At 61.3% G+C, this 25,003-nt stretch carries 23 protein-coding genes and 1 tRNA gene; 19 read left to right on the top strand and 5 right to left on the bottom strand.

Annotation, left to right across the window (positions count from 1 at the left end):
• Position 1: 1 nt before the first annotated feature.
• Positions 2-400: a hypothetical protein gene (locus K3177_RS01965; RefSeq protein WP_221596687.1), complete on the bottom strand. Its 399-nt coding sequence runs from the start codon at positions 398-400 to the stop codon at positions 2-4.
• 129 nt (positions 401-529) lie between these two features.
• Between K3177_RS01965 and K3177_RS01960 the strand changes: the two genes are divergently transcribed.
• The 10 genes from K3177_RS01960 to K3177_RS01915 all read left to right on the top strand — a co-directional run bounded on the left by K3177_RS01960 (position 530) and on the right by K3177_RS01915 (position 10,643).
• A tRNA-Arg gene (locus K3177_RS01960) sits at positions 530-606 on the top strand.
• A gap of 176 nt (positions 607-782) precedes the next feature.
• On the top strand, positions 783-2,408 hold the full coding sequence (locus K3177_RS01955) for an FMN-binding glutamate synthase family protein (protein ID WP_221596685.1): 1,626 nt from the start codon (positions 783-785) through the stop codon (positions 2,406-2,408).
• On the top strand, positions 2,405-3,379 hold the full coding sequence (locus K3177_RS01950) for a mechanosensitive ion channel family protein (RefSeq protein WP_221596683.1): 975 nt from the start codon (positions 2,405-2,407) through the stop codon (positions 3,377-3,379). Before K3177_RS01955 ends, K3177_RS01950 begins: the two co-directional genes overlap by 4 nt.
• Positions 3,380-3,442: 63 nt before the next feature.
• Positions 3,443-4,249 (top strand): class II glutamine amidotransferase, encoded by an 807-nt coding sequence (locus tag K3177_RS01945; RefSeq protein WP_221596681.1) that lies wholly within the window; start codon positions 3,443-3,445, stop codon positions 4,247-4,249.
• 50 nt (positions 4,250-4,299) lie between these two features.
• Positions 4,300-6,015, top strand: coding sequence for a thiamine pyrophosphate-dependent enzyme (locus K3177_RS01940; RefSeq protein WP_221596678.1), 1,716 nt, complete (start codon positions 4,300-4,302; stop codon positions 6,013-6,015).
• Between the two features lie 67 nt (positions 6,016-6,082).
• Complete coding sequence (locus tag K3177_RS01935; protein ID WP_103023898.1) at positions 6,083-6,484, top strand: hypothetical protein; 402 nt, start codon at positions 6,083-6,085, stop codon at positions 6,482-6,484.
• Positions 6,485-6,659: 175 nt separating this feature from the next.
• Positions 6,660-7,550, top strand: coding sequence for a cytochrome ubiquinol oxidase subunit II family protein (locus K3177_RS01930; RefSeq protein ID WP_221596676.1), 891 nt, complete (start codon positions 6,660-6,662; stop codon positions 7,548-7,550).
• Positions 7,547-9,652, top strand: coding sequence for a cbb3-type cytochrome c oxidase subunit I (locus tag K3177_RS01925; RefSeq protein WP_221596674.1), 2,106 nt, complete (start codon positions 7,547-7,549; stop codon positions 9,650-9,652). Before K3177_RS01930 ends, K3177_RS01925 begins: the two co-directional genes overlap by 4 nt.
• The gene (locus K3177_RS01920) at positions 9,649-10,275 is read left to right on the top strand and encodes a cytochrome c oxidase subunit 3 (RefSeq protein WP_221596672.1); all 627 of its coding nucleotides are present in this window, start codon (positions 9,649-9,651) and stop codon (positions 10,273-10,275) included. Before K3177_RS01925 ends, K3177_RS01920 begins: the two co-directional genes overlap by 4 nt.
• On the top strand, positions 10,272-10,643 hold the full coding sequence (locus tag K3177_RS01915) for a cytochrome o ubiquinol oxidase subunit IV (RefSeq protein ID WP_221596670.1): 372 nt from the start codon (positions 10,272-10,274) through the stop codon (positions 10,641-10,643). Before K3177_RS01920 ends, K3177_RS01915 begins: the two co-directional genes overlap by 4 nt.
• A gap of 55 nt (positions 10,644-10,698) precedes the next feature.
• On the opposite strand, the gene K3177_RS01910 is transcribed toward K3177_RS01915, so the two are convergent.
• Both K3177_RS01910 and K3177_RS01905 read right to left on the bottom strand, forming a co-directional pair.
• The gene (locus K3177_RS01910; RefSeq protein WP_247714188.1) at positions 10,699-11,382 is read right to left on the bottom strand and encodes a DUF4396 domain-containing protein; all 684 of its coding nucleotides are present in this window, start codon (positions 11,380-11,382) and stop codon (positions 10,699-10,701) included.
• Between the two features lie 41 nt (positions 11,383-11,423).
• On the bottom strand, positions 11,424-13,727 hold the full coding sequence (locus K3177_RS01905; protein ID WP_221596669.1) for an FdhF/YdeP family oxidoreductase: 2,304 nt from the start codon (positions 13,725-13,727) through the stop codon (positions 11,424-11,426).
• 203 nt (positions 13,728-13,930) lie between these two features.
• Between K3177_RS01905 and fdhD the strand changes: the two genes are divergently transcribed.
• On the top strand, positions 13,931-15,286 hold the full coding sequence (fdhD, locus tag K3177_RS01900; protein ID WP_221596667.1) for a formate dehydrogenase accessory sulfurtransferase FdhD: 1,356 nt from the start codon (positions 13,931-13,933) through the stop codon (positions 15,284-15,286).
• 32 nt (positions 15,287-15,318) lie between these two features.
• Here the strand turns inward: fdhD and K3177_RS01895 are convergent, their stop codons facing one another.
• The gene (locus K3177_RS01895; protein WP_221596665.1) at positions 15,319-16,503 is read right to left on the bottom strand and encodes a molybdopterin molybdotransferase MoeA; all 1,185 of its coding nucleotides are present in this window, start codon (positions 16,501-16,503) and stop codon (positions 15,319-15,321) included.
• A 229-nt stretch (positions 16,504-16,732) separates the two neighbouring features.
• Here K3177_RS01895 and K3177_RS01890 point away from each other — a divergent pair, with 229 nt between their 5' ends.
• Together K3177_RS01890 and K3177_RS01885 are read left to right on the top strand one after the other, a co-directional pair.
• Positions 16,733-17,770, top strand: coding sequence for a diacylglycerol/lipid kinase family protein (locus K3177_RS01890; RefSeq protein WP_221596663.1), 1,038 nt, complete (start codon positions 16,733-16,735; stop codon positions 17,768-17,770).
• Complete coding sequence (locus tag K3177_RS01885) at positions 17,767-18,657, top strand: hypothetical protein (RefSeq protein ID WP_221596661.1); 891 nt, start codon at positions 17,767-17,769, stop codon at positions 18,655-18,657. Before K3177_RS01890 ends, K3177_RS01885 begins: the two co-directional genes overlap by 4 nt.
• On the opposite strand, the gene K3177_RS01880 is transcribed toward K3177_RS01885, so the two are convergent.
• Positions 18,654-19,151, bottom strand: coding sequence for a DUF2141 domain-containing protein (locus K3177_RS01880; RefSeq protein WP_221596659.1), 498 nt, complete (start codon positions 19,149-19,151; stop codon positions 18,654-18,656). The two genes, K3177_RS01885 and K3177_RS01880, sit on opposite strands and share 4 nt — an antisense overlap.
• Positions 19,152-19,430: 279 nt before the next feature.
• On the opposite strand from K3177_RS01880, the gene rpe reads away from it, so the two are divergent.
• The 6 genes from rpe (at position 19,431) to K3177_RS01855 (ending at position 24,967) form a co-directional block, all read left to right on the top strand.
• Complete coding sequence (rpe, locus tag K3177_RS01875) at positions 19,431-20,093, top strand: ribulose-phosphate 3-epimerase (RefSeq protein ID WP_103023906.1); 663 nt, start codon at positions 19,431-19,433, stop codon at positions 20,091-20,093.
• Complete coding sequence (locus tag K3177_RS01870) at positions 20,090-21,952, top strand: heparinase II/III family protein (protein WP_103023907.1); 1,863 nt, start codon at positions 20,090-20,092, stop codon at positions 21,950-21,952. The genes rpe and K3177_RS01870 overlap by 4 nt, the downstream gene beginning before the upstream one ends.
• Positions 21,953-21,958: 6 nt before the next feature.
• Positions 21,959-23,545 (top strand): bifunctional phosphoribosylaminoimidazolecarboxamide formyltransferase/IMP cyclohydrolase, encoded by a 1,587-nt coding sequence (purH, locus tag K3177_RS01865; protein ID WP_221596657.1) that lies wholly within the window; start codon positions 21,959-21,961, stop codon positions 23,543-23,545.
• Positions 23,546-23,653: 108 nt separating this feature from the next.
• Positions 23,654-23,785, top strand: a complete 132-nt coding sequence (locus tag K3177_RS15420; RefSeq protein ID WP_255407940.1) for a hypothetical protein — start codon at positions 23,654-23,656, stop codon at positions 23,783-23,785.
• Positions 23,785-24,462, top strand: coding sequence for a peptide-methionine (S)-S-oxide reductase MsrA (gene msrA / locus K3177_RS01860; protein WP_375246846.1), 678 nt, complete (start codon positions 23,785-23,787; stop codon positions 24,460-24,462). Before K3177_RS15420 ends, msrA begins: the two co-directional genes overlap by 1 nt.
• A gap of 37 nt (positions 24,463-24,499) precedes the next feature.
• Positions 24,500-24,967, top strand: a complete 468-nt coding sequence (locus K3177_RS01855) for a Fur family transcriptional regulator (RefSeq protein ID WP_103023910.1) — start codon at positions 24,500-24,502, stop codon at positions 24,965-24,967.
• The last annotated feature ends 36 nt before the right edge of the window (positions 24,968-25,003 follow it).

Below are 25,003 nucleotides of genomic sequence, written 5' to 3'. Positions count from 1 at the left end.
ATCAGCGATCGTAGGCCAGATCGACGATCGCTGAACGCGAAGCATGAAATTCGCGCCACAGCGTGAGCGCCGCTGCGGTCGTGTCCTGGCCACGCGCGGTCAATGACAGCAAGGCACGCAGCCCTGGCTGCATGATCGCTGCCAGATCATCGATACCGCGGGCAATCGTCTCGAAGCGCCAGCCGCTTAGTTCGGCAGCGCGAAGCGGCAGTTTGGCGACCTGCTCTGATTCGGCTTCGCGACCTAGCTGAGCCAGATTGGCCACTGCCGCGGCAGCCTCGTGCACCGCTTCCCACTGCCCACAAAGCCTGCCCAGTTCCGGCAGTTCGTGCGGGATGCAGCTTTCCGGAGGGAGCATCATGGCATGTACCAGGTCGAATTCGTGCGACAATGCGTTCATGGCTTTGAAGAGTACAAACCCCGTCTTGCCAAATCGCTAACGACGCCGCTGCGAATCCAACCGTCTTTTTATGACTGGCGAGCCGCCCCGCGCTTTGCTAAGCGCCCCGCTCGCCATAAGGTGAACAAAGCACCCGTAGCTCAGCTGGATAGAGCGCTGCCCTCCGAAGGCAGAGGCCACAGGTTCGAATCCTGTCGGGTGCGCCATGTGCCCAGCCGTGCATGCTGATTACCATTTTGGTGAATGTGGTACCGGCAAGCTCAACGCATTCGACACCACCCTTGCCTCACCGGATGAGGAACCGTAGCGCTTCCTCCGCCTTTACAGGAGGCGGTTGTGAACTCTACCGCTTGGCGGAAGAGCGAAAAAAGGGGCGTTTGGCATGCTGGTGCGCGGATTGTTTGCAGACAAGGGCCTGGAGAGAAATCTCGGCTTCTGGATACCGTTCGCTCTTACAGTTGTTCTCGCTCTTCTGGGTGCGTTGATTTCCAAGGGGTTTTACTGGGGCTTCGTCGTTATTGTCCCCCTCCTGCTCATAGCGCTATGGGATATGGTCCAGACTAGCCATTCACTGAGGCGAAACTATCCACTGAGCGCCCGTTTTCGCTGGCTGTTCGAAGATCTCCGCCCCTTTCTGCGTAGTTACATCGTCGAAGGCCCGCTGGATGGCCGCCCGTTCGACCGCGTCGCCCGCTCGCTTGTTTATGCACGTGCGAAGCATCAGGAGGATGCCCATCCCTTCGGGACCGAACTGGACGTCTACTCGGAAGAATACGAGGCGCTGTGCCATTCCATCAATCCGAACCCCAAAGCGCCAAAGCGGACGCGGGTTACGGTAGGGACGGAACAGTGCAGCAAGCCTTATGAAGCGGCCCGTCTCAACATCAGCGCGATGAGCTTCGGCGCGCTTGGCAACCACGCGATCGAGGCGCTCAACATGGGCGCGAAGATCGGCGACTTCTATCACGATACCGGCGAAGGCGGGCTCTCACCCTATCACCTCAAACATGGCGGCGACATCGTCTGGGAATTGGGTTCCGGCTATTTCGGTGCCCGCAGCGACGACGGTAATTTCGATCCGGAAAGCTTCCGCGACAAAGCACAGCACGATCAGGTGAAGATGACCGAGATCAAGTTGAGCCAAGGAGCCAAGCCTGGCCATGGCGGATTGCTGCCGGCTGCCAAGGTTACCGAGGAGATCGCCAAGACGCGCCAGGTGCCGGCCAATGAGGATTGCCTGTCACCTCCTGGTCATTCGGCATTTTCGACACCGAGGGAAATGCTCGAATTCGCAGCAAAAATGCGCGAGCTTTCCGGCGGCAAGCCAGTCGGCATCAAGCTTTGTGTAGGCATGCCCCACGAGGTTTTCGCCATTTGCAAGGCGATGCTCGACAGCGGTATTTATATCGACTTCATCGTCGTGGATGGCGGGGGTGGCGGGACCGGGGCGGCGCCCCTTGAGCTGTCCGACCACGTGGGGCTGCCACTGCGTATTGGGCTCCATTACGTCAACAATGCGCTGATCGGCACTGGCCTTAAAGACGAGATCAAGCTGGCTGCATCAGAAAAAGTGTTTTCCGGTTCCGCCATTGCCATGAACGCAGCGCTCGGCGCCAACTGGTGCAATGCGGCGCGGGCTTTCATGTTTTCGCTCGGCTGCGTCCAGTCGCTGCGGTGCCATACAGGGACCTGCCCAACGGGTGTTGCAACAAGTTCACCGGCACGCCAACGGGGGCTCGTCATTCCTGAAAAGGCGCAGCGCGTAGCCAACTTCCAGTCGAAGACGCTCGACAGCCTGCACGATATCGTTGTTGCGTGCGGCCTGGACTCACCGGACGAATTCACGCCGCAGCACTTGCGTCAATGGAAGAACAATGCCGAGATGATTCCGTGGTCGCAGATCGTGCATGAGGTTGAGCCAGGCAAGCTGTTACATGAGCCGGAAGATACCGCTTTCGCTGAATATTGGCGGATGGCCGATCCCGATACGTTCAAACCGGCCACATGATATTTCCCTTGTCGACGAACTCTCCCTCGCCGACCCCGACCGCATCGCCGTTGCCCGAAGCCGGCGAGGCCTCGTGGCACTGGCTGACCGATCTGACGCACTATCTTGATCCGACCCACCTGTGGGGCGCGGTTGGGCTCGGGATCGTGTTCATTGCCATCGGCATGATGTTAAGCTGGATCGTGCGCCGAACGCTCAAGACGGTCATCGATCATGATCCGAACGAGCGGATCGACCGGATGACAGTCAGCTTCATTCAGCATCTCGGAACCTTCATCATGTGGATCGTTCTCGCGCTGATCTTTTCGCATGTCGTTCCGTCTCTCAACAAGGTGACGACTTCGCTGCTGGCAGGCGTCAGTATCGTTTCGGTTGTCGTCGGGTTTGCTGCGCAATCGACGCTGGGCAACCTCGTGTCCGGTATCAGTCTCGTTATCTACAAGCCCTTCAGACGGGGCGACCGCTTGCAGCTGACCACGCCTACCGGGGTAGAGACCGGTATAGTGGAGGACCTGTCGCTCGGTTACACCGTGCTGCGAACCTTCGACAATCGGCGGATCGTATTGTCAAACGGAACGATCGCCAACCAGATCATGATCAACCTGTCCTCCGTCGATCCCCGGGTGATGCTCTCACCGACGATTTCCATCGGTTACGATTCCGATATCGAGAGGGCGCGGGCTATCGTGTTGGAACTGGCGCAGGGGCATGACGATGTCGTCGAGGTTGTGGGCTGCCCGGTGGTCAATCTCGGCGGATCCAGCGTGGACCTGTCCCTGCGGGCCTGGTGTGCTGATTCCTCGACAGCCAAAGCGGTTGAATATGACCTGCTGGAACAAATCAAGAAGCGCTTTGACGAGGTGGGTATAGAAATTCCCTATGCGTATCAGAATGTTATAGTGAGTGGGGCAATCTCAGCACGAGCAGGGGGTGAAAGCGCGTGGCCTTCCGGTGGCCCGATAAAACGATAAGCCTGTTTGGAATAAGCGTCACTTGGCGCGAATGTCCACGATCGACGAATTGGAGAGGTATCGATGTGTGAACTGTTTGCGATGAGTGCATCTGTACCGCACACGGTCTACTACGAACTTGATCTCTTTGCGGCCGAAGGTGGCGAGAAGCATCGCAATCGCGATGGATGGGGTATCCTTTTTGCCCAGGATCGCGATGCCTATCTGTTCCGCGAGCCCAACCCTGCCGCCACCAGCGAACTGTCGCGGATGGTCGTTCGCCACGAGAGGCCTTCCAAGCATTTGATAGCGCACGTGCGCAGAGCGTCGTCGGGAAAGCCCGCATTGGCCAATACGCATCCGTTCGATCGAGTTGTGGAGGGCAAGCGCCATGCCTTTGCGCATAATGGAGATTTGCCGGGCATCGAGGAGCTCGAAGAAGCTCGCAGATGGATCCCTCACCGCATTGGCGACACGGATTCCGAATTGGCGTTCCTCATGCTTCTCGACCGGTTGCGCACGGCAGGCTCGATCACAGCGGAGGCGCGGTTGGACGTATTTGCGCGCTTTGCGTCGGAAATGCGCGAACTGGGAAGCTCCAACTTCCTATTTTTCGATGGCGAGCAGCTGTTCGTTCATGCGGACCGACGCCGCTTCGAGACAGAGCACGGATTGACCGACCCGCGCGAGCCTGGCCTGAACATTCGCTATTTCGACGTTAAAAACCTTGGTGACAGCTGGAATGCCACGGGGGCGAAGATCGACGAAATATCGGGACCGCTCTACCTTTTCGCATCGGTGCCCCTGGATCCCCAAGGCTGGGAACCTCTGCAACGCGGAACAGCTATTGTTCTGAAAGACGGGAAGATCGTTTCGCAGCGTGTGAGTTGAAGCCGCGCGCGTAAAGCAACCCGGACAGCCAATCTTCCGAGGGAATGAACATGTCGAAAAATGTGGCGCAGATCGTGGTAGACGCACTGGAAAAAGCAGGTGCGAAGCGGGTTTACGGAATTCCTGGCGATACGATCAATCATTTCACCACCGCCGTGGCCAAGAGCGACCTACGCTGGATCGGTGTCCGTCATGAGGAAGCCGGCGCTTTTGCCGCTGGCGGGGAATCCTACATGACAGGAGAGCTGTCGGTTTGCGCCGGCACATGCGGTCCTGGCTCGCTACATTTCGTCAACGGCATTTACGAAAGCCATCGCAACGGGGCGCCGGTCGTGCTGATCGCGTCGGACGTTGCGCGCACCGAAAGCGGCTTTAACTTCCCGCAGGAAGTCGACCAGAAGAAGATCTACGAGCAGCATTCGCATTTTTGCGAATATATCTCTCATCCTTCGCAGGCGCGCCGCATCGTCACCAAGGCGGCGCAGGCTGCGCTCACGAAAAAGGGTGTGGCTGTCGTAATCGTCAATGGCGACATGTTTACCGAAACCGATGATGATGCAATGGACTGGCAGGTCCACCGCCCGCATCCCGTTTGCCGTCCGAATGATACCGAAATGGCCGAACTGGCTGCGCTGGTGGATGGCGCGGCCAAGGTATCCGTCTATGCTGGGATCGGCGCGCGCGATGCACGCGAGGAAATCATGGCCTTCTGTAAAAAGGTGAAGGCGCCCATGGTGCACACGACGCGGGCGAAAGAATTCCTCGAACCCGACAATCCATACAATGTCGGTGTAAACGGCATTCTCGGTAACAAGGCGGGCGTGGAAGCGTTGGAAGACGCGGATCTTGTGATCACGCTCGGCTGCGACTTTGCCTATACTCAATACTATCCAGACGCCAAAAAGATCGCCCAGATCGATATCGATCCCACGCATCTTGGGCGAAGATCCGCCATCCATCTCGGCCTTGTCGGAGACGCGAAGACGACGATGGCGGCCTTGGTGCCGCTGGTCGCGGAAAAATCTGATGCGAGCCACCTGGAAGCGCAGCTCACACAGTGGCACGAAGACCTGCAAGGCTACGAAAAGGAAGGCGAGGAAAGCGATCCTTCTCTGATCCATCCGCAATTCGTGGCCAACATGCTCGACGATAAGGCCGCAGACGACGCGATCATCGTTTCGGATGCCGGCACGTCGATGGTTTGGATGCTGCGGCATGTGAGGGCCAACGGCAAGAGACGCTTTCTCAACACGCTGCTCCACGGCACGATGGCAAGCGGTATGCCGCAGGCGATGGGCGCCAAACTCGCCTATCCCGACCGTCAGGTCATCGCGATGTGCGGTGACGGCAGCTTGACCATGCTGATGGGCGATCTGCTAACCCTTGTGCAGGAAGACGTCGCCCTGAAGCTTCTGGTGTTTCACAACAATTCCTTCGGCTTCGTCGAAATGGAACAGCGCGTCGAAGGATTGGTCGATCATTTTACCGGCCTACACAATCCCGACTTCGCCAAATTGGCCGAAGCCTGCGGATTTGCTGGGTGGCACGTCGAGACGGCGGACGCCCTAGCGCCAGCGATGGACGCATGGTTGCGCCACGATGGGCCAGCCCTGCTGGATGTGAAGGTCAACCAGATGGAACTGGTCATGCCGCCAAAAATCGAAGCCTCGCAGGTCGCCGGAACGGCCCTGTTCGGGGTTAAGGCTGTACTTGACGGCAGGGCGCGGGAAGTGGTCGATCTGCTCAGGAACAATTTCTTGCGATGAACGCCCCAGCCGCTAACTTGGCGGCGACATTTAACGCGAGCATGCCTCGCACAGGACGGGAAAAACAATGATCCGCAACGTGAAATACTCGATACTTGCCCTGCCGCTGGTTTTTGCTCTCTCAGCTTGTGGCAGCCCACAGGCACAGCAGGAAGAGCAGACCGAAGCGTCGACGCTGGACCAACCGGGTTTTGAAGATAGGTCGGCAACTTCGTCAGAAGCGCAATCCGAAGCGCTAACGCTTGCTCAACGCCTTGCGTCCGACAATCTGGACAGGGCCCAGGCAGCTGTTGCCCTGGAAGACCTTGATCGTCTGATCAACGACAACATCGTCGAATTTCCTGAAGATATGCGTGCAGGGCTGACCGAAGATGTTCAGTCGGCCCGTTCCGCTCTTGAAAGCGACGACATGGGCGGCGTGCAGGACGCGGCAATCTCTATACAGAACAGGCTTTCTGCAGCGAGTTGAGTTCGAACATCGGATGCTAGCGTGGACGTGACGCATCGATAGTCAGCCTGGGTCAGACCTCCCGGCTGCTGAATACAAGGTGGCTTTCCGGGGGCGATGAGTGGGGACGGGATCCAAGTTCTGGATTAAGCTAGGGGCGATTGGCCTGTTCGCGTGTTTGGGTGCAGCGTCGGCCATGGCCTCCAGCACCCTGCAGCAGAGCTTTCTCCAGCCCATGGGCCCGGTCGCCGAGGAGCAGTTTTCGCATCTGTTGCGTGTGGTGGGGATTACGATGATCGTGATCCTTCCGGTGCTGGTCGGCGTGCCCCTCATACTCTGGCGCTATCGTTACACAAAGCCACGCGGCGACTACACACCTGAGTGGGAGTTTTCGAAGAAGCTGGAATATGCCCTGTGGGGTGTGCCTGTTCTGGTCGTCATCGTCCTCGCTAGTTGGCTGTGGTATTCCACCGCAAAGCTCGATCCCTATAAAACCCTCGGCCCAGAGCCGCTGCAAGTTCAAGCCGTCGGGCTCGACTGGAAATGGCTCTTTATCTATCCCGAAGAAGGGGTCGCGACAGTCGGTGAACTGGCGGTTCCCGTCGGGCGGCCAGTAGAAATTACGCTGACGACAGACACGGTCATGCAAAGCTTTCTGATCGCTCCGCTTGCCGGACAGATCTACGCCATGCCGGGGATGACGACGAAGCTGAATTTTTCCGCCACTCGGGCAGGCGCGGCAGAGGGCGAAAACACCCAGTTCAACGGTAGCGGTTTCGGCCGTCAGAAATTTACTGTCCGCGCACTTGCCCCGTCGGATTATGCGGTATGGGTTGCCGAAGGGGCGAGGGGGCCGACACTCGACGAACGCAGCTACGCTACCCTGCGCCGACAGTCCGTTCTGGCCGACGCGCGAACGGATCTGGGCCTCGAAAAGAGTGCGGAGCCGATCATGATGACGCTGGGGCAGGAGGATGCGTTCCAGCAGATTATTGCCAAATATCACGGTCCCGGCGGAGCGTCTTCCGACGGACGTTGGGGGGGCACCGGCTTACCGCAAGCCGGCATGGCGGGGGCGGACAAGTGAGCCAGCAAACAAGCCCGATCGTCGGCAATCTCGACTGGAGCGTAACGCCCTACACCGATCTTTTGCGAGATGTGAACAGCAGCACGATCGTGGGCGCAGGGGCCGCCAGCGTGCTGGTCTTGGTGGCGCTCTTCGGGATTGTATTGCTGACCTGGATGCGCTGGTGGGGGCCGCTTTACCGCAACTGGCTGACCTCCGCCGATGCCAAGAAGATCGGCATCATGTACATCGCGCTCGCGCTAATCATGATGGCACGCGGCATCATCGAAGGCTTTGTGATGCGGGCGCATCAGACCACGGCGCTCGGTACTCTGACCAAACAGGAAGGCGGCCTCGTCGCGCCCGACCATTTCGCGCAACTGTTCAGCACGCACGGCACGATCATGATTTTCTTCGTCGCCATGCCACTGCTGATCGGCCTCATCAATTTCGTGCTGCCGCAGCAGCTGGGCGCGCGCGACATGGCCTTCCCCGTGCTCAATCAGGTGAGCCTCGGGCTGACCGCTACCGGGGCGGCACTGGTCATGATCTCGCTGCTGGTCGGCAAGTTCGGTACGGGCGGCTGGACGATGTATCCGCCCTATACCGGCATCGATTTCAGCCCCGGTGAGGGCGTCGACTATTGGCTGTGGGCGATCCTGATCTCGGGCATGGGATCGACACTGACCGGCATGAATTTCGCCGTAACCATCTTCAAGAGCCGCGCGCCGGGCATGCATTTCATGCGCATGCCGCTGTTCTGCTGGACCAGCCTGTGCGTCGCGATCATGCTGATCTACGCGATGCCCGCACTCACCGTGTCGAGTGCGATGCTGGCGCTGGATCGCTATGCCGACTTCCACTTCTTCACCAATGATGCCGGTGGCAACATGATGAATTACGCCAACATCTTCTGGATGTTCGGCCACCCGGAAGTCTACATCCTGATCCTTCCTGCCTTCGGTGTCTTCTCGGAAATCAGCTCGACCTATTCGGGCAAGCGGCTTTACGGTTACACCTCGCTGGTAATTGCCAGCATGAGTATAGCGGTGATCAGCTTCACAGTCTGGCTCCACCACTTCTTCACCATGGGGCAGAGCGCGGGCGTCAACATCGCCTTCGGCATCGCGACAATGATCATCGGCATTCCGACAGGTGTGAAGATATATGACTGGATGGCGACGATGTGGCGCGGGCGTATCCGGGTGACGGCGCCGATCGTGTATCTGACCGGCTTCTTCCTGCTGTTCGTCATCGGCGGGCTGTCGGGCATCATTCTGGCCAACCCATCGATCGACTATCAGGTTCACAACTCGACATTCCTCGTCGCGCACTTCCACAATGTCATCATTCCCGGCGTGCTCTACGGCATGCTGGCAGGCATCCATTACTGGTTTCCAAAGGCTTTCGGCTTTCGGCTCAGCGAGAGGTGGGGGCGTCGCACAGCCTTCCTGTTCGTCGGTGGTTTCGTCTTCACCTTCATGCCGCTCTACGTATTGGGCCTGATGGGCATGCCGCGCCGCTCGCCGACGTTCCAGAACCCGGACTTCATGCCGTGGATGTATATTGCCGCCTTCGGTGGCGTTCTTATGCTTTGTGCTCTGGCCAGCCTCGCCTGGACTTTCTGGACCAGCTATCGCAACCGCGACGCTCTGGCGGTACCGGGGGGCGATCCGTGGAACGGCTCGACGCTCGAATGGTCGACCCCCGCGCCAGTGCCGGAGTGGACATTCCCGCGCATCCCGCATGTCACCGCGCGCGACGACTGGGGCGAATGCAAGCGCGCTGGCGATCCCTGGAGAGCCCCCGACGAGTATCGCGATATCGAGATGCCCGCCAATACGGCGCACGGCCTGCTGATAGCAGGCGCCTCCTTCGGCCTCGGCTTTGCGATGGTGTGGCACATCTGGTGGCTGGCAGTACTGAGCTTTCTGGCGATCCCCGCCATCGTAGCCTTACGGGCCATGCGCGTGATCGAGCCCAGGATCGTCAAAGCAGCAGAGGTCGAGCTAGCGGACCGGCGGTTCCGCCAGCAAGTGGCCAGCTTCGCACCCGCAACTCGCGCCGATGAGGAAACCGAACGCAATCGCGGGGTCCCCGACCTTTCGGAGTTTGCCGGATGAGTGAAACCAGTCTCTATCCCGGGCTGAACCTAGGCGACGGGCACGGGGAAGCGCACGATCAGGCCGAAACCACGGTGTTCGGTTTTTGGGTATTCCTGATGAGCGACCTCATCATCTTCGGTATCCTGTTCGCCTCATATGCCTCCTACCTCGATCCCATCGGAATGGCCGGGGGACCCGGCCCGCAGGACCTGTTCGATATCAAGAGCGTCGCGATCCAGACGGCCTTCCTCCTCGTCGGCGGTGCCGCCTACGGGGGCGTCTCGCTCGCTGTGAAATACGACCAGGGCCGCGGCAAAGTGGCTGCATGGTTATTGCTGTGCGCTGCGCTCGGCGCTGGCTTCCTGTTTTTCGAGGTGAAGGATTTCATCACGCAGGCCGGGAAGGGCGGCACGCCGCAGGTCAGCGGCTGGCTCAGTTCCTACTGGACGCTGGTAGGCCTGCACGGCGTCCATGTTCTGTCGGGCATCTTGTGGATATTCGCGATGATCGCGCAGATTGCGACACGCGGTCTCGACGATGTGGTGAAGGTGCGCCTGTCGATGCTGGGTGTGTTCTGGCATTTCCTCGATCTCATCTGGGTCGGGATCTTTTCCCTCGTATTCCTGGTGCCGCTCGCATGACCAAGCCCAACACCGGAGAGCTCGACCCGCAGGACAGTGCGGGTAGCGAAATCAGAAGCTATGCCATCGGCTTCACGGCCAGCTTGCTGCTGACGGTGGGGGCGTTTGCTGCCGCAATGTCGAATCTTCCTCTGCGATGGAAGATCGCCTGTATCTGTGCTGCGGCTATCTTGCAGATCGTAGTACACATGCGAAATTTCCTCCACCTCAGCTTCTCCGGCGGGCAATCGAGAGAAGACCTGCTGCTGGTGCTGTTTTCGGCCACCCTGCTGGTCATCATGGCTGGCGGAACCTGGTACATCATGTCGGACCTCAGCGGCCGAATGCACGACACGGGTGCGGCGATGCATGAAGCGCAACCGCGTTGACCGCGTCAGGCACTTGAAGCAAGCAGTGGCCCATCGCCCTGCACCCCCGGCGCAGTCACATTTCCTCTTTCAGTCCAGACCGGATCAAGAACCAGTTCGGGAAATAGGCTGAGGCAAACCCGGCCAACATGGCCATCTGCATGGCGGCCCAGAAGACCGGACTTCCCGCATCGACTTTGTCACCGACAAATGCGGGAAACAGGATGAAGTGGACAAGGCCCATCAAGCCGTACATCCCGACCTGCCAGCTTGTGAGCGACAGCACATCGGCTTTTGCAGCCGCCATTACGCTCTCGCCAACCGACAGGTCGCGCATCGGGGCGATCGCAAAATACTGAAACACGATGCCCGTCAGCAAGGCGGAGACATAGTCCATCGTCCAGACAGCGAAGATTTCCCTAGAGAATACCGTGCCTAACCCGAAATAGGCCAGCACGCCCGGGACGTAGTGCGCAAGGTTTTCGCAAATCAGGTCGGCAAGAGTACACCCGGCGCCGCAATGCAGCGTGCCTTTGGCTACTTTCGCGGCAAAGGGCGCATCGTCTGCGTGCGGCCCGGCATAGCTTCGATAAAACCAGATCAGTAAAGGGCCGGAAAAAAGCGCACATAAAGGCCAGACATAGCGCATCACGGCCATCTGCGGCGGATGACGCACCATTTCCCAGACCATGTAGATCGCGCAAGTCACACCCAGCAGCAAGAGGCTGCTGGCAATCGCCTCCGCCCATGGGGGGATCAAGCGCTCATCCTCACACTGATCGAGACGTATTCCTCTTTACGTCAAGCCGCCTCAATCCGTACTGGGATCGACTTCGAGGCCGGCGTCTTCGAAATCTGGTCATGATGCGTGATCGGAACCAGCACGTTGCATTCGGGGTAATAGCCCGCGATCGTACCGCGCGGCAGCTTGTAGGCGACGAGCTTCAGCCCACCCAAATGCCTCTCGATGTCATCGCCGTCGTAATCGGCGACAAGGCGAACGCTATCCCCGTCGGAAAGACCGGCTTCGGCGATATCATCAGGGTTCATCAAGACGACATCACGCGTGCCTTCGATGCCACGGAAACGGTCGGAATAGCCGTAAATTGTCGTATTGAATTGATCGTTCGAGCGCATCGTGAGCAGCCGATAACGGCCCGGCTTGTCCTTGAAACCGAGAGAATCGAGTTGTGGCGGCGTAGTGATGACCGCCTTGCCGCTGTCGGTCTTCCAGATCCGCTCGGCGGCTGGATTCCCGCGCCAGAAGCCGCCCGGCTGGAACATCCGCTTGTTGAAGTCGCGAAAGTCGTCGGGGTAGGTCGCTTCGATCAGGTCGCGCACCAGCGAATAATCGGCCGTCCACGCGTCCCATTTCAGCTTGGGGTTTGGATCCAATGTGGCCTTGGCGATGCCGGCAACGATTTCCAGCTCGCTTTTCAGATGTGGTGAGGCGGCCGGACGGTGCCCGATCGATCCGTTGATCATCGAGAAACTGTCTTCGCTGGTAACGGCCTGGTTGCCGGTCGCCTGCTCGTCCATCTCGGATCGGCCGAGGCAGGGCAGGATATAGGCGGACTTTCCCGGAAAGAGATGGCTGCGGTTGAGCTTGGTCGATACCATCACGGTAATGTCCTGGCTGGACCAGCCTTCTTCCATGCGCTTCTGATCGGGAACGGCGCGAACGAGATTACCCCCGAGCGAAACGAACCCCCGCACACGGCCTTCGATCAGGCCCTGCACGGCGTCGACGATATGCATCCCGTCCTTGCTCGGCGGATTGAAATCGAACAGCTCCTTCAGCCTGTCGAGCGGGACCAGATGCGCCTTCTCGGCAATTCCGACGGTGCGCTGGCCTTGCACATTGGAATGGCCCCGCACCGGGCAACACCCCGTACCGGGCCGCCCGATATTGCCCTTCAGCAGAAGCAGATTGACCATCATTGCGATGTTGAGCGCGCCATGCGTGTGCTGGGTGAACCCCATGCCATAGACGCCGATCGTCTTTTCGGAGTCGATATATACCTGAGCCGCATCGCGCAGAGCCGCCTCGGTGAGACCGCTCGCCTGTTCGATATCCGCCCAATTCGTGTCGCGGCAGCAGGCGATGAATTCGTCGAAGCCGGTCGTGTGCTGCTTGATGAAGTCATGGTCGATGACTTCATGCGTTTCCGCGGCCTGTGCCTCATCGTCGGCCTCGACCACGACCTTGCACAGGCCGAGGATCGCCGCGACGTCTCCACCGGACTTGAGCTGGTGGTACTGGTCCGAGATGATGGTTTCCTTGCCCGTCATCATGGCCAGAGGGTTCTGCGGGTCGACGAAGGAAACGAGCCCCTGTTCGATCACAGGGTTGAACGTGACGATCTTGCCGCCGCGATCCTTCAGATCCTTCAGATTGTGCAGGAAGCGCGGGCTGTTGGTGCCCGGGTTCTGGCCAAAATAGAAATAGCAGTCGGTTTCGGCCAGATCGTCGAAGGTAACGGTGCCGACCGGAGACCCGATCACCTTGGTGAGCCCGACCGAAGTCGTCTCGTGGCACATGTTCGAACTTTGCGGCAGATTGTTGTTGCCGTACGCGCGCGCCAACAGGGCGTAGAGATAGGAAGCCTCCAGCCCCGCATGGCCGGAAGCGTAAAACACCACGTCGTCACGCGGCAGGTCGCGTAGTGTCGCGCCGATCTGGGCGAAGGCATCGTCCCAGTTGATTGGGACATACCGATCCGACGCGGCATCGTATTTCATCGGGTGGGTCAGGCGGCCGGATTTCTCCAGCTCGTGATCCGACCATTCGCGCAATTCGGTCACTGTATGGCCGTCGGCAGAAAAGAAGTCGGGCGTGCAGCGATCCTTGGTCAGCTCCCACAAGGTCGCCTTCGCGCCGTTCTCGCAGAACTCGAACGCCGAATAATTGGCCGGTTTGGGCCAGGCGCACGATACGCACATCACGCCCTTGGGCTTGTTCAACCGCCTCAATCCGTCGAGCGCGCCGGGTGACGCCCAGGTTTCGCCATAGATGCTCGCGATACCTTTCATCGAGCCCCAGCCGCCGGCAGGGCCGGGCGAATGAGGAAGATCGTCGGTAGATTTTGCGGTATCGTCGGCCATCTGGTTCTCCTTCCCCGCGCTTCGCCTGCACTAGGGTCGGACGGGCGAGGCTTCCGGGTTCATGATAAACGCGGTGAGAGGGAAATTTCTCCCGGACATCCATCACTTGCAAACAATGGCGTTGCCAAGGCAAGTTGGCAACCGGCCGCTGATGTGTGAGCACTCTGGAAGCTTGCGGCACTCACTCTTAAGGAACACCGTTCGTGATATATCAGCAGCGCCGCATTCTCGGAGCCGCTCTGGCGGGAGGACACAGCCAACGGTTCGGTTCGGACAAGCGAGCTGCGATGTGGCAAGGACGGAGGCTGCTCGATCACACGATTTCCGCCCTCACCGCCGTTACTGCAGAAGTGGCGGTATGCGGTGGTGCAAATCAGATAATTTCAGCGAATATCGACGTGTTGGCGGACTGGCCCGAGCCCGGTCTGGGACCGCTTGGCGGGCTTTGCGCTGCGCTGATTCATGCGCGTGACAACGGCTTTGACGCCGTGTTGAGCGCACCAGTCGATGCGCATCCCATTCCTGACGGTTTGCTTGGTCTTCTTTCTGGCCAAGGCCCCGCAGTGTTGCTCGATCACTGGCTGTTCGGCCTTTGGCCGAGTGAACTTGCCGGAGCGCTGGACGATCATCTGCGTTCCGGCAAGCGCTCGGTCCTTTCATGGACCAAGGCCTGCGGTGCACGCTATGTCGACTATCGCGGCCAGCCTCCGGTAAACATCAACACGCCGCCAATGTTGGCCGCGCTGGAAAAGGGAACCGCACTTGGACTTGCAGCCGAGGTTCACGCGCTGCGAAAGCTCGATTTCAAGACGCAGAGCGTGGAGGATGCGGCGCGCATCGTACCGGTGGAAACCCCGATAGCGATAGAATTCAACGGCGTCGGCTTTGCCGTAATGATGGCAACCCCGACCGATCTGGAAGATTTTGTGGCAGGTTTCGCGATGGCCGAAGGATTGGCGCGTCCCGGCGAGATTGACGCGATCGACTTGCACGAAACGGGCGGAGGCTGGGTCGCTCGCGCCAACCTTCCGGCGTCCAGCCTCCCACGCATCATGGAAAGGGCACGGACGCGGGTGTCCGAAAGCAGCTGTGGCATATGCGGAATCGATTCCGTCGCTGCCGCGCTTGCTCCGATCGAGCCGGTCCAGGCAAAGCCGGTGGCCGACCCCGCAGCGATCCACAAGGCGCTATCCTCCATGCGTTCCCACCAGCGGCTGGGGGAAGCGACGGGCGCCGCGCATGCCGCGGCCTTCTGTTCTTTCGATGGCCAGATCTTGCTGCTGCGCGAAGATGTCGGTCGGCATAATGCGCTCGACAAGCTGATCGGCGGGTTGGGCCGCAAAGGGCTGAACCATGAAGAGGGTTTCGTCCTTCTGTCGGCGCGGTGCAGCCAGGAACTGGTTGAAAAGACCGTGCGTGCCGGCATCCCGATGCTGGTCACGATAAGCGCCCCGTCCAGCCTCGCGATTGCGCGCGCGCGCGAAGGACGACTGACCCTGCTGGCGCTGGCCCGCAATGACAGCGCGCTGGTCGTCAACGACCCTCACCGCCTGCTTTGATCCCGTCAGCCAAAAAGCAGGGTGGTTGACCGTCAGAATCTGATCGCGCGCACGACCTGCCCGGAAGAGCATGGTCCGTCATTGGGCGAGCGGCGGATGAGCCAGTCGCTCGACGCTAGCGGCGCCTGCGCTCCGCTTTCCTGATTGTCCGCGGGCAGAAGGCCCTCTTCGGTGGCCCGTGCACGCACGAAGGCTTCGCGAGAACCGTTCGGCGGCAGATCCGCGGCAAGGATTTGCGGCATAAAACGCACTTCGTCTGCTCCGTTACCCCCCTGCATCGCGGCCAGCAGCGGGACAAGGAACAGCCGCGCCGTCACCATCGCCGAAGTCGGATTGCCGGGCAGGCCGAGGACGGGCTTGTCGCCGCACATGCCGAACCAGACAGGCTTGCCCGGCTTGATTGCAATCCTGGCGAAATGTTCGTGCAGCCCGATCCCTGCAAACATGGGCCGTGCAAGATCGTGATCGCCGACAGAGGCACCGCCTATGATGACCACGCAATCGGCGATGTCGAGGGCCCGCCGCGCCAACCCGGACAAGACATCAAGATCGTCACGACCACGCATCCGCTCCGCGAGCGTCGCGCCGCAGGACATCGCGAGCGCACCCACTCCGTAACTGCCGGATTCGGGCAGGCCATGGGGCGACAGATGTGCCGAGCCCGGCTGTTCCAGCTCGTCTCCGGTTGCAACGACGGCCACCTTGGGCCGGCGGGTGACTTCGATCCCGGCGATGTCGGCCCCGGCCAAGGCAACCATCGCGCGGGGCGTCAATCGCTGGCCGACCTCCAGCACGGTCGCGCCCTTCGCAAAATCGCCGGCGCGTTTTCGGATGTGGCGCGCCGGTCCGAACCCTTCGCGAAACCGGACCCGATCTCCATTCCGCTCGGCATATTCCTGCATCACGACGCAGTCGGCACCTGTGGGCACATAGGCTCCGGTAAATATACGCACGGCTTCGCCAGAGGACATGTCCCCCCCGAAAGGGGCACCGGCTGCCGCTTCTCCGACGAGGTTCAGCCAGTCACCCGCCCGTGCCTCGGCCATGCGAACGGCATAACCATCCATGGCCGACACATCGGCTCTTGGGGCGTCGATAGCCGCAACGACCCGTTTCGCGAGGGTCCGCCCTTCGGCCGCGTCCAGGCCAATCGCTTCGCCAGGCAATGATTGCACTGCGCCGATCAGGCGGGCCAAGGCCTCGTCGTAGCTGATCATCGGTAGTGCGACGCGATCGTCGGGGTGGCGCGGGCGCACTGCTCTCGCGTGGAATTGCTGGCTTGACGGTTCATCTGCAGCCGAGCCTAAGACTGGCCAGCGGGCTTGGCCAGATGATTCTGGCGGGGCAACCGGCCCGTCCATGACTGCCCGGATTACCACTAGACCATTACAATTTTCGGAAAATACCCTAGGTAGCGCCGAAGGGCGCGATTTAGGTACAAGGCTCATGGACCGGCTAATCTACAATTTTGACAGCCTGCCCCTGCGGCAGACCGCGATGCCGGCTCCCAGGCCGCATGGAAGGTCCGGCGCCTATCGTGTTTACACGCCGCGTATCGGCGTCATCTACAATCCGCGCAGCCATCGCAACAAAGGCCAGGACCTTGCCTGCACCGCCTCGGGCAATATCACCGTCGTTCAGCCGCGTGCGCGCGAAGATATCGCTCATGCGCTGGCCGACTTCGCGCGCGATGGTATCGATTTCCTCGTGATAAGCGGCGGCGACGGAACTGTCCGCGACGTGCTGACCATGGGGCAGACGGTTTTCGGCGATCGCTGGCCGGCCATTGCCGTCCTGCCCAAAGGCAAGACCAATGCGTTGAATGTGGATCTGGGTGCTCCGGTCGACTGGACCCTGGAAGGGGCGATAGCAGCCTATTCGTCCGGGCGCCGGATAGTGCGGCGGCCGCTTGCGATCAGCCGCGAGGGTGATGACGGTCCGGCCATGCTTGGCTTTATCATCGGGGCTGGTGCCTTCACACACGGTGTCGATGCCGGGCAGGATGCGCATTCGCTCGGCTTCTTCAACAGCCTTGCCGTCGGTGCGGCGAGCGTCTGGGGCATTCTTCAGGCCCTGTTCGGTACCGATCGCAACAAATGGCGCCGCGGCACCGAAATGCGACTCCATTATCTGCCTTCTGGCAAACCGGTGCCTCATTCCGGATATGGTGACGTTAACCGTCGCAGCGTCTTCCTGGCGTCTACGCTGACGCGCATGCCGATGGGGATTCATCTCTTCGGAAAGCCCCGTCCCGGTCTCAAGCTGGCTTTGCTCGATCATTCCAGGCGGCGTCTGCTCGCCAGCATGCCTGCGATCCTGATGGGCTGGCGGCCCGGTTGGCTGGCGGACGCCGGGCTTCACCAGCTCGATGCCGAGGGTCTGGCGCTGGACGTCGGCGAGCGGGTCATTCTCGATGGCGAGGCCTTCCCTCCCGGCCGTTACCGGATCGAACAGGGGCCCGAACTTACCTTCGTCAGCGTGTGAACGGCGATCTTTCGCAGCGGATCGGCGCATCGCTCGATCGATCGGTACGCGATGAGGTCGCCGCCTTTGCGAAGCGCCTCGGCGAAGAGGCCGGGGCGCTCGCGGTCCTTTTTTACGGCTCCAACCTGAGAACCGGATCGCTCGAGGGCGTACTCGATTTCTACATCCTGCTGCCCGCTCCCCAGCGGGAGCGGATCTGGCCGCGCGTGAGCTATCGCGAGTGGGATCATGCGGGCGAGCGTTTGCGGGCGAAGATCGCGACGATGTCGCTCAGGCAATTCGCAAATGCCGCCAAGGGCCTCTCGCGCGACACCACGATCTGGGCGCGGTTCGTGCAGCCGTCGGCGCTTGTCTGGCAGGCAAACGAGGAGGCGCGAGCCGAGGTTACGCAGGCGTTATGCGCTGCGGCGGTTACCGCAGGCAGGCTTGCCGCCGTGGTTGGTCCGGCGCGCGGAACGGCGGACGATTACTGGCGTGCCCTGTTTCGCGCGACGTACAAGGCCGAGTTCCGGGTAGAGAAGCCGGGGCGCGAAAATTCCATCCTGGAGGTCAATGCGGAGCATTTCGACGGGCTTCTGCCGATCGCATGGAGTGCGGGAGGCATGCGATTCAAACGTATGAACGGACTGTTCGAGCCCCTGCCGAACAGTGCCGAACGCCGCCGTGTCTTGAAATGGTGGAGCAGACGCGCCCGGCTGGGCAAGCCGCTCAACCTGTTGCGCCTCGCCAAGGCTACGACGACTTTCGACGGCGCAGCCGATTATGCCGCCTGGAAGCTCCAGCGGCATACCGGCATTGCGCTGGAGGTCACACCGTTCAGGGCCCGGCATCCCCTGCTCGCCGCGCCCGGGGCGCTGGTCGAGCTGTGGCGCAAGCGCCGCGCCTAGCGGTAGCGCATCCGGATCGAGATCGATTCGACGCCCGAGCCGACGTTGAAGGCCGTCTTCTTGTAGCTCGGCTTGCCGAGATTGAAGATGTTGATGCTCGGGTTGTTCGACATGGCCCCGCCATCCTTGAAGATGTCGGTGCTGCCATTGCCGTTCACGTCGTGGCGTACGGCGATCCCGTAAACGCCGGGCTTGGGAACCGGCATGCAGAAGGTCATCGTGCCGGCTTTTGCGGGCGCTTCCATGCGGTAGATCCACTTGCCCTTTTCGAGCCAGTCTTCCTTCGTCCCGCGATAGCTCTGCACGCGAATGATGCCGCCGCTTTCCTTGATGTCGGTAATCGTGACGCGCACCGCGGGCCCCTTGCCGCTGGCGCATTTCGCTGGATCATGGCTGATCGTCTGGCGATATTGCGCGTCGGCCGGTGCCGGTGCAGCCAGTGCCGTCAGGGCGAGCGCAGCGATGCCGGTGGTGGCGATGAGGTTGCGATTCATAAAAAAGATCCGTCTTCAACTGTGTGCGAGCCGGTGCATTGGCTACCGGGCATGAGGGATCCTCGACCCCCCGATATATCGCGCGTTCTAACAGATTGCGCTGAATTGCGGCTGAATTTTCGGCGCAAGCATCGTTCATGCTACCCCGTTTCGGCAGAAGCGGGATTGCGCATTGCGTGCGAGCGGTGTGGAAAAGGCCATCACCCTTGCTTGTTAACACTCGTTTCGCGCGCGTAGGGCGAGCCAAGGCTCACACGCGACCAAGGCAAAAGCGCCCGCATGACCACCCCGTTGATTTCCCCTTCGATCCTTTCCGCCGATTTTGCCGCGCTGGGCGAGGAAGTGCGCGCCATCGACAAGGCGGGTGCAGACTGGATTCACGTCGATGTGATGGACGGGCATTTCGTGCCCAACATCACCATCGGCCCGGCTGTCGTGAAGGCGCTGCGTCCGCATACGGACAAGCCCTTCGACGTCCATCTGATGATTTCGCCGATCGATCCCTATATCGATGCCTTCGCCGAAGCGGGGGCCGATTTCATTACCGTCCATCCCGAAGCGGGCCCGCATATCCATCGCACGCTGCAGGCAATTCGCGCCGCCGGTGCTAGGCCCGGCGTCGTGCTCAATCCGGGCACACCGGCCAAGATGCTCGACTACCTCATCGACGAGGTCGATCTCGTACTGGTGATGAGCGTCAATCCCGGGTTCGGCGGGCAGAGCTTTATCCATTCGCAGCTCAAGAAGGTCGAAGCGATCAGGAAGATGATCGACCGGACCGGCCGCGCGATCCACCTCGAGGTGGACGGCGGGGTTAATGCCGAAACGGCGCGGCTCTGCGTCGATGCGGGGGCCGATGTTCTTGTTGCAGGTTCGGCCACCTTCAAGGGCGGGCCGGACCGTTACGCTGCCAATATCGCGGCATTGAAGGGACAATCATGACAGACAGCGCGCGCACTCTCCTGCGCGAGGATCGGCGCGCTCTGGACAATGGCGATGCCCCTGCATTGCCCTTATCCGATATGGACGAACCCCTGGTGGAAAAGACGGTGCCCGAACGGCCCGAGACGGTCCCGCTCGAATCCGCGCGGACCCTTGTTCTGGCAGACTTCCAGCCGCCCCGCACCGGCCCGGTGGATGGCATGGTGCGCTGGGCCTATCGCCTGGGCGTGCCCGGTTCCGTTCTGGCCGCACCGCTGCGCAAGCCTGCGGCGCCGCGCCTGCTGGCGACGGTCGTCAGCCCGCTTCAGGGCGACCGCGCAGCGGGTGTGGCGCTGAGGGCCGGACAATTCCTGGTTCATGGGCTGAAGGTTCCGGTCGGCAAGGTCGATTTCTCCAGCAACGCCCAGCTTACCCCGCCCGTCCAGCGCGCGGTGCAGGGATTTACCTGGTTGCGCGACCTTGGCGCCTGCGCTCCGCGGGAAGATTGCGCCGCGATCGGGCAGGACTTGCTTGCGCGCTGGCTGAAGGCCAATCCGGTGCCCGCCAAAGGCCCGGCATGGACGGTCGAGCATGCCGGTCTGAGGCTGATGGCATGGCTGGTCGGGGCGCCGCTGATTCTGTCGGGCGATGCCCGTCTGCGTTCGCGCGCGCTCGAATCGATGGAGGCGACCGCGCGCTTCCTCGACCGTGAAGTGGCCCGTGCGGAAGATCGACTGGGGCAGGTCGCAGGCTGGTGCGCCATCGTTGCCGCCGGGTTGCTGCTGCCCGATGGCCGCCCGCGCCGCCTGTTCGGCGAAGCGGGCCTGCTGCGCGCGCTGGGGGAGCTGGTGAGCGAGGACGGCGGCGTGCTGTCGCGCAGCCCACTGGCGCAAATGGAAGCGATCGCGCTGCTGGTTGACCTGCGGGCATGTTACGAAGCTGTCGACCGCGACGCACCGCCGGCACTGGAAACGATGCTTGGCCTGCTGGTGCCCCCCTTGCTGACGCTGCGGATGAGCGATCGCGCACTGGGTAGCTGGCAGGGCGCAGGTGCAACTTCTGGCCAGCAGGTCGATGCATTGATCCGCGCCAGCGGCGTGCGCACGCGCCCGATCAAGGACAGCCGGTACTGGGGCTATCAGCGCGCCGATGCGGGCAGGGCGGTGCTGGTGTTCGATGCCGCGCCGCCGCCGCGGGCGCGGCATGCACGGCACGGCTGCGCTTCCACCCTGGCATTTGAATTTTCGCACGGCGAACAGCGCATCATCGTCAATTGCGGCGGATCCGAACTTGCCGGAGGGCAGGTGCCGGTGCGGATCGAGCAGGGCCTGCGCGGCACGGCCGCCCATTCGACGCTGGTGCTCGACGATGCCAATTCCACCGCCGTGCTGATCAAGGGGCAGATCGGCAAGGGCGTAGAGGAAGTGGATATTGCCCGTAACGTGGTGAAGCAGAAGGGACGCGATGCCGTGCGCCTCGAGGCTTCGCACAATGGCTATGCTGCGCGATATGGCCTGATCCACCGGCGTACGCTGCTGCTGGGCGCGGACGGTTCCGGCCTGTCGGGTGAAGACGTTCTTGAACCATCGGGCCGCCAGGGCAAGCGCGGCAAGATCGCCTTTGCGATCCGGTTCCACCTGGGTCACGGCATCGATGCCGGGCTGTCGGACGACATGCGCGGCGCAGGGCTTGCCCTGCCGGACGGAAGCTACTGGCAATTCCGGCTCGGAGGCGATAGCGGCGAGGCGCAAATCGCGATCGAGGACAGCCTCTGGGTCGACGGGCAAGGCCGCCCGCGGGCCACGAAGCAGCTTGTCGTCGAAGGACTGACATCGCGCAGCGGGGGTCGCTTCCCCTGGCTGCTCAAACGCATGGGATAGAAATTCATGACCGACGTGGCGATCAAGCGGGCACTGCTTTCGGTGTCCGACAAGACCGGCTTGGTGGATCTGGGCAAGGCGCTCGCGGCGAAAAATGTGGAACTGGTTTCGACCGGCGGTACCGCCAGGGCCCTGCGCGATGCGGGTCTCGAGGTGCGGGACGTTTCCGATCTGACCGGTTTTCCCGAGATGATGGATGGGCGCGTGAAGACGCTGCACCCGATGGTCCATGGCGGATTGCTGGCGGTACGCGACAATTCCGAGCATGCCGCAGCCATGAAAGAGCACGAAATCGGTGCCATCGATCTCGTCGTGGTCAATCTCTATCCCTTCGAAGCCACAGTCGCGAAGGGTGCGGAGCGGGACGAAATCATCGAGAATATCGATATCGGCGGACCGTCCATGGTGCGCAGCGCCGCCAAGAACCACCAGTTCGTCACGATCGTCACCGATCCCGCCGATTACGATACGCTTGTGGGCGAACTCGAAGCGTCCGGGGCGACGTCGCTGGATTTCCGCCGCAAATGCGCGGCCAAGGCCTTTGCCGCGACTGCCGCTTATGATTCGATGATCAGCCAGTGGTTCGCCTTTGCCGATCAGCAGCAGCTCTTCCCCGATTTCCTGGCCGTCAACGGCCGCGCGCCGGTGGAACTGCGGTATGGCGAAAACCCGCATCAGAAAGCAGCGCTCTATACGCCCGCCGGTCCGCATGGCCACGGTATCGCGCAGGCGGAGCAGCTGCAGGGCAAGGAACTCAGCTACAACAATTACAACGATGCCGATGCCGCGCTGGAGCTTTGCGCCGAATTCGCCGGCGGCGAACCTGCCGTGATCATCGTCAAGCACGCGAACCCCTGCGGCGTGGCGCAGGGGTCCAGCCTCCTCGAGGCATGGAACGAAGCGCTCGCCTGCGACAGCGTTTCGGCCTTTGGCGGGATCGTTGCGGTCAATACCGAACTGGATGGGCCGACTGCCGAAGCGATCTGCGAAATCTTCACCGAAGTCGTGATCGCGCCATCGGTAAGCGAAGAAGCGCAGGCTGTCTTTGCCAGGAAAAAGAATCTGCGCCTTCTTGTCACGGGCGATCTGCCCGATCCGCGGCGCGGCGGTCTGCTGGTCAAGCCGATCACGGGCGGCCTCCTGGTGCAGACGCGGGACAATGGCGCGATCAGCGAGGCCGATCTGAAAGTCGTGACCGAGCGGCAGCCGACGCAGCAGGAACTGAAGGACTGCCTGTTCGCCTGGACCGTGGCCCGCCACGTGAAATCCAACGCGATCGTCTATGCTAAGGACGGCGCCACCGCCGGTATCGGCGCAGGCCAGATGAACCGCCGCGATTCCAGCCGTATCGCGGCCATGAAGGCTGCGGAAGCTGCAGAGAAATACGGCTGGGACAAGTCACGCACGGTCGGTAGCGCGGTGGCGTCGGATGCGTTCTTCCCTTTCGCAGACGGTCTGCTGGCCGCCGCCGAGGCGGGGGCCACCGCGATCATCCAGCCGGGTGGTTCCATCCGTGACGACGAGGTGGTTGCCGCAGCCGACGAGCATGGCCTCGCCATGGTCTTTACCGGGATGCGCCACTTCCGGCACTGAGCCGGCCCGTTCGATAAACGAAGCTGAATATACGACGACGGACGCATTAAGCGCGTTGCAATGGCAGCGTGTGTAACCATGTGGGACACGTTGACGAAAGAACCCCCCATGAGCCTCTTTACTCCCGACCTCTATCGCAATTTCGGCATCGGCTTCGGCGCCGGCGCCGTTGCCATCCTGCTTGTGAACAGCGGAGAAATCCTCTCCGCCGTGCCGCAACTGATCGCAGCGATACTTTGATGCGTATGCGGGCGACATTCGCCGGTCTTGCGCTGGCGCTGGCGGCTTCCGCCTGCCAGCAACCGGCCATTGCCGCCGAAGCGACGGTCAATGCGCCGCAGGCGGAGCGTGTTGCCAAGGAAAGCGGGTTGAAGACCGCGATCTTCGCAGGAGGCTGCTTCTGGGGCGTGGAGGCAGTGTTCAGCCATGTGAAGGGCGTGAAAAGCGCCGTTTCGGGCTATCATGGTGGTACGGAACGCCAGGCCAGTTACGATCTGGTGTCCAGCGGCATTACCGATCACGCCGAAGCGGTGAAGATCACCTACGACCCCAAGGTGATCCGTTACGATCAGTTGCTGCGCATCTTCTTCTCGGTCGTTGCCGACCCGACGCAGCTCAATCGCCAGGGTCCGGATACCGGTGCCCAGTATCGCAGCGCCATCGTGCCGATGTCGGCCGAACAGAATGCCGTCGCCAAGGCCTATATCGCGCAGTTGAAAGGCGCGGGCCTGTGGTCGAAGCCGATCGTCACCAAGATCGAGCGCGCGCAGGCTTTCTACCCGGCAGAAACCTATCATCAGGACTTCATGGTTCGAAATCCGCGCAACGGGTATATCGTGCGCTGGGATGCACCCAAGGTGAAGGCACTGAAAGCCATGTACCCCGGGGTCTATTCCGCGAGCTTCCAGCGCGACTAGCTTGCGCCGGGGCGCGCCGCGCCCTACCTTTTGGCGCATGGCTGGACATGTACATTCCCACAAGGAACACGAAGGCGACGCTCTGATCGACGCCGCCCGCACGACGCTGACAGGCAGCGGGGAACAATGGACCGGCATGCGCCAGTCCGTCTTCGAAGAACTGGCCCAGCACGACAAACCGGCCAGCGCTTACGACATTGCCGATAATCTATCGCGCTCGCGCGGAAAGCGGGTGGCGCCCAACAGCGTCTACCGCATCCTCGACCTGTTCGTACGGACCAATCTGGCCAACCGGATCGAAAGCGCCAACGCCTATCTCGTGAACACCCATCCCGGCTGCAGGCACGATTGCATCTTCCTGATCTGCGACGATTGCGGAAAAGCCACGCATATCGACGACGACCGGGTGACCGGCGCCCTGCGCGATGCGGGCAAGGATGCAGGGTTTACCGATGTGCGCCCCGTGGTCGAGCTGCGCGGTCTGTGCGACGATTGCGCCGGCTGACATGTGGCGGCGCGCTGGTCGCCACTAGCGACCAGC

It is taken from the genome of Qipengyuania pacifica (assembly GCF_019711555.1).
GTDB lineage: Bacteria > Pseudomonadota > Alphaproteobacteria > Sphingomonadales > Sphingomonadaceae > Qipengyuania > Qipengyuania pacifica.
This window is presented reverse-complemented; position numbering and strand designations above follow the sequence as displayed.

Coding starts and splice junctions, on each gene's coding strand:
- purH (WP_221596657.1), top strand. CDS start 21,959: ATGACCGACGTGGCGATCAAGCGGGCACTGCTTTCGGTGTCCGACAAG.
- K3177_RS15420 (WP_255407940.1), top strand. CDS start 23,654: ATGAGCCTCTTTACTCCCGACCTCTATCGCAATTTCGGCATCGGCTTC.
- K3177_RS01920 (WP_221596672.1), top strand. CDS start 9,649: ATGAGTGAAACCAGTCTCTATCCCGGGCTGAACCTAGGCGACGGGCAC.
- K3177_RS01895 (WP_221596665.1), bottom strand. CDS start 16,503: ATGATCAGCTACGACGAGGCCTTGGCCCGCCTGATCGGCGCAGTGCAA.
- K3177_RS01930 (WP_221596676.1), top strand. CDS start 6,660: ATGGCCTCCAGCACCCTGCAGCAGAGCTTTCTCCAGCCCATGGGCCCG.
- K3177_RS01915 (WP_221596670.1), top strand. CDS start 10,272: ATGACCAAGCCCAACACCGGAGAGCTCGACCCGCAGGACAGTGCGGGT.
- rpe (WP_103023906.1), top strand. CDS start 19,431: ATGACCACCCCGTTGATTTCCCCTTCGATCCTTTCCGCCGATTTTGCC.
- K3177_RS01950 (WP_221596683.1), top strand. CDS start 2,405: ATGATATTTCCCTTGTCGACGAACTCTCCCTCGCCGACCCCGACCGCA.
- K3177_RS01890 (WP_221596663.1), top strand. CDS start 16,733: ATGGACCGGCTAATCTACAATTTTGACAGCCTGCCCCTGCGGCAGACC.
- K3177_RS01955 (WP_221596685.1), top strand. CDS start 783: ATGCTGGTGCGCGGATTGTTTGCAGACAAGGGCCTGGAGAGAAATCTC.
- K3177_RS01935 (WP_103023898.1), top strand. CDS start 6,083: ATGATCCGCAACGTGAAATACTCGATACTTGCCCTGCCGCTGGTTTTT.
- K3177_RS01880 (WP_221596659.1), bottom strand. CDS start 19,151: ATGAATCGCAACCTCATCGCCACCACCGGCATCGCTGCGCTCGCCCTG.
- K3177_RS01965 (WP_221596687.1), bottom strand. CDS start 400: ATGAACGCATTGTCGCACGAATTCGACCTGGTACATGCCATGATGCTC.
- K3177_RS01940 (WP_221596678.1), top strand. CDS start 4,300: ATGTCGAAAAATGTGGCGCAGATCGTGGTAGACGCACTGGAAAAAGCA.
- K3177_RS01870 (WP_103023907.1), top strand. CDS start 20,090: ATGACAGACAGCGCGCGCACTCTCCTGCGCGAGGATCGGCGCGCTCTG.
- K3177_RS01905 (WP_221596669.1), bottom strand. CDS start 13,727: ATGGCCGACGATACCGCAAAATCTACCGACGATCTTCCTCATTCGCCC.
- K3177_RS01855 (WP_103023910.1), top strand. CDS start 24,500: ATGGCTGGACATGTACATTCCCACAAGGAACACGAAGGCGACGCTCTG.
- K3177_RS01945 (WP_221596681.1), top strand. CDS start 3,443: ATGTGTGAACTGTTTGCGATGAGTGCATCTGTACCGCACACGGTCTAC.
- msrA (WP_375246846.1), top strand. CDS start 23,785: ATGCGTATGCGGGCGACATTCGCCGGTCTTGCGCTGGCGCTGGCGGCT.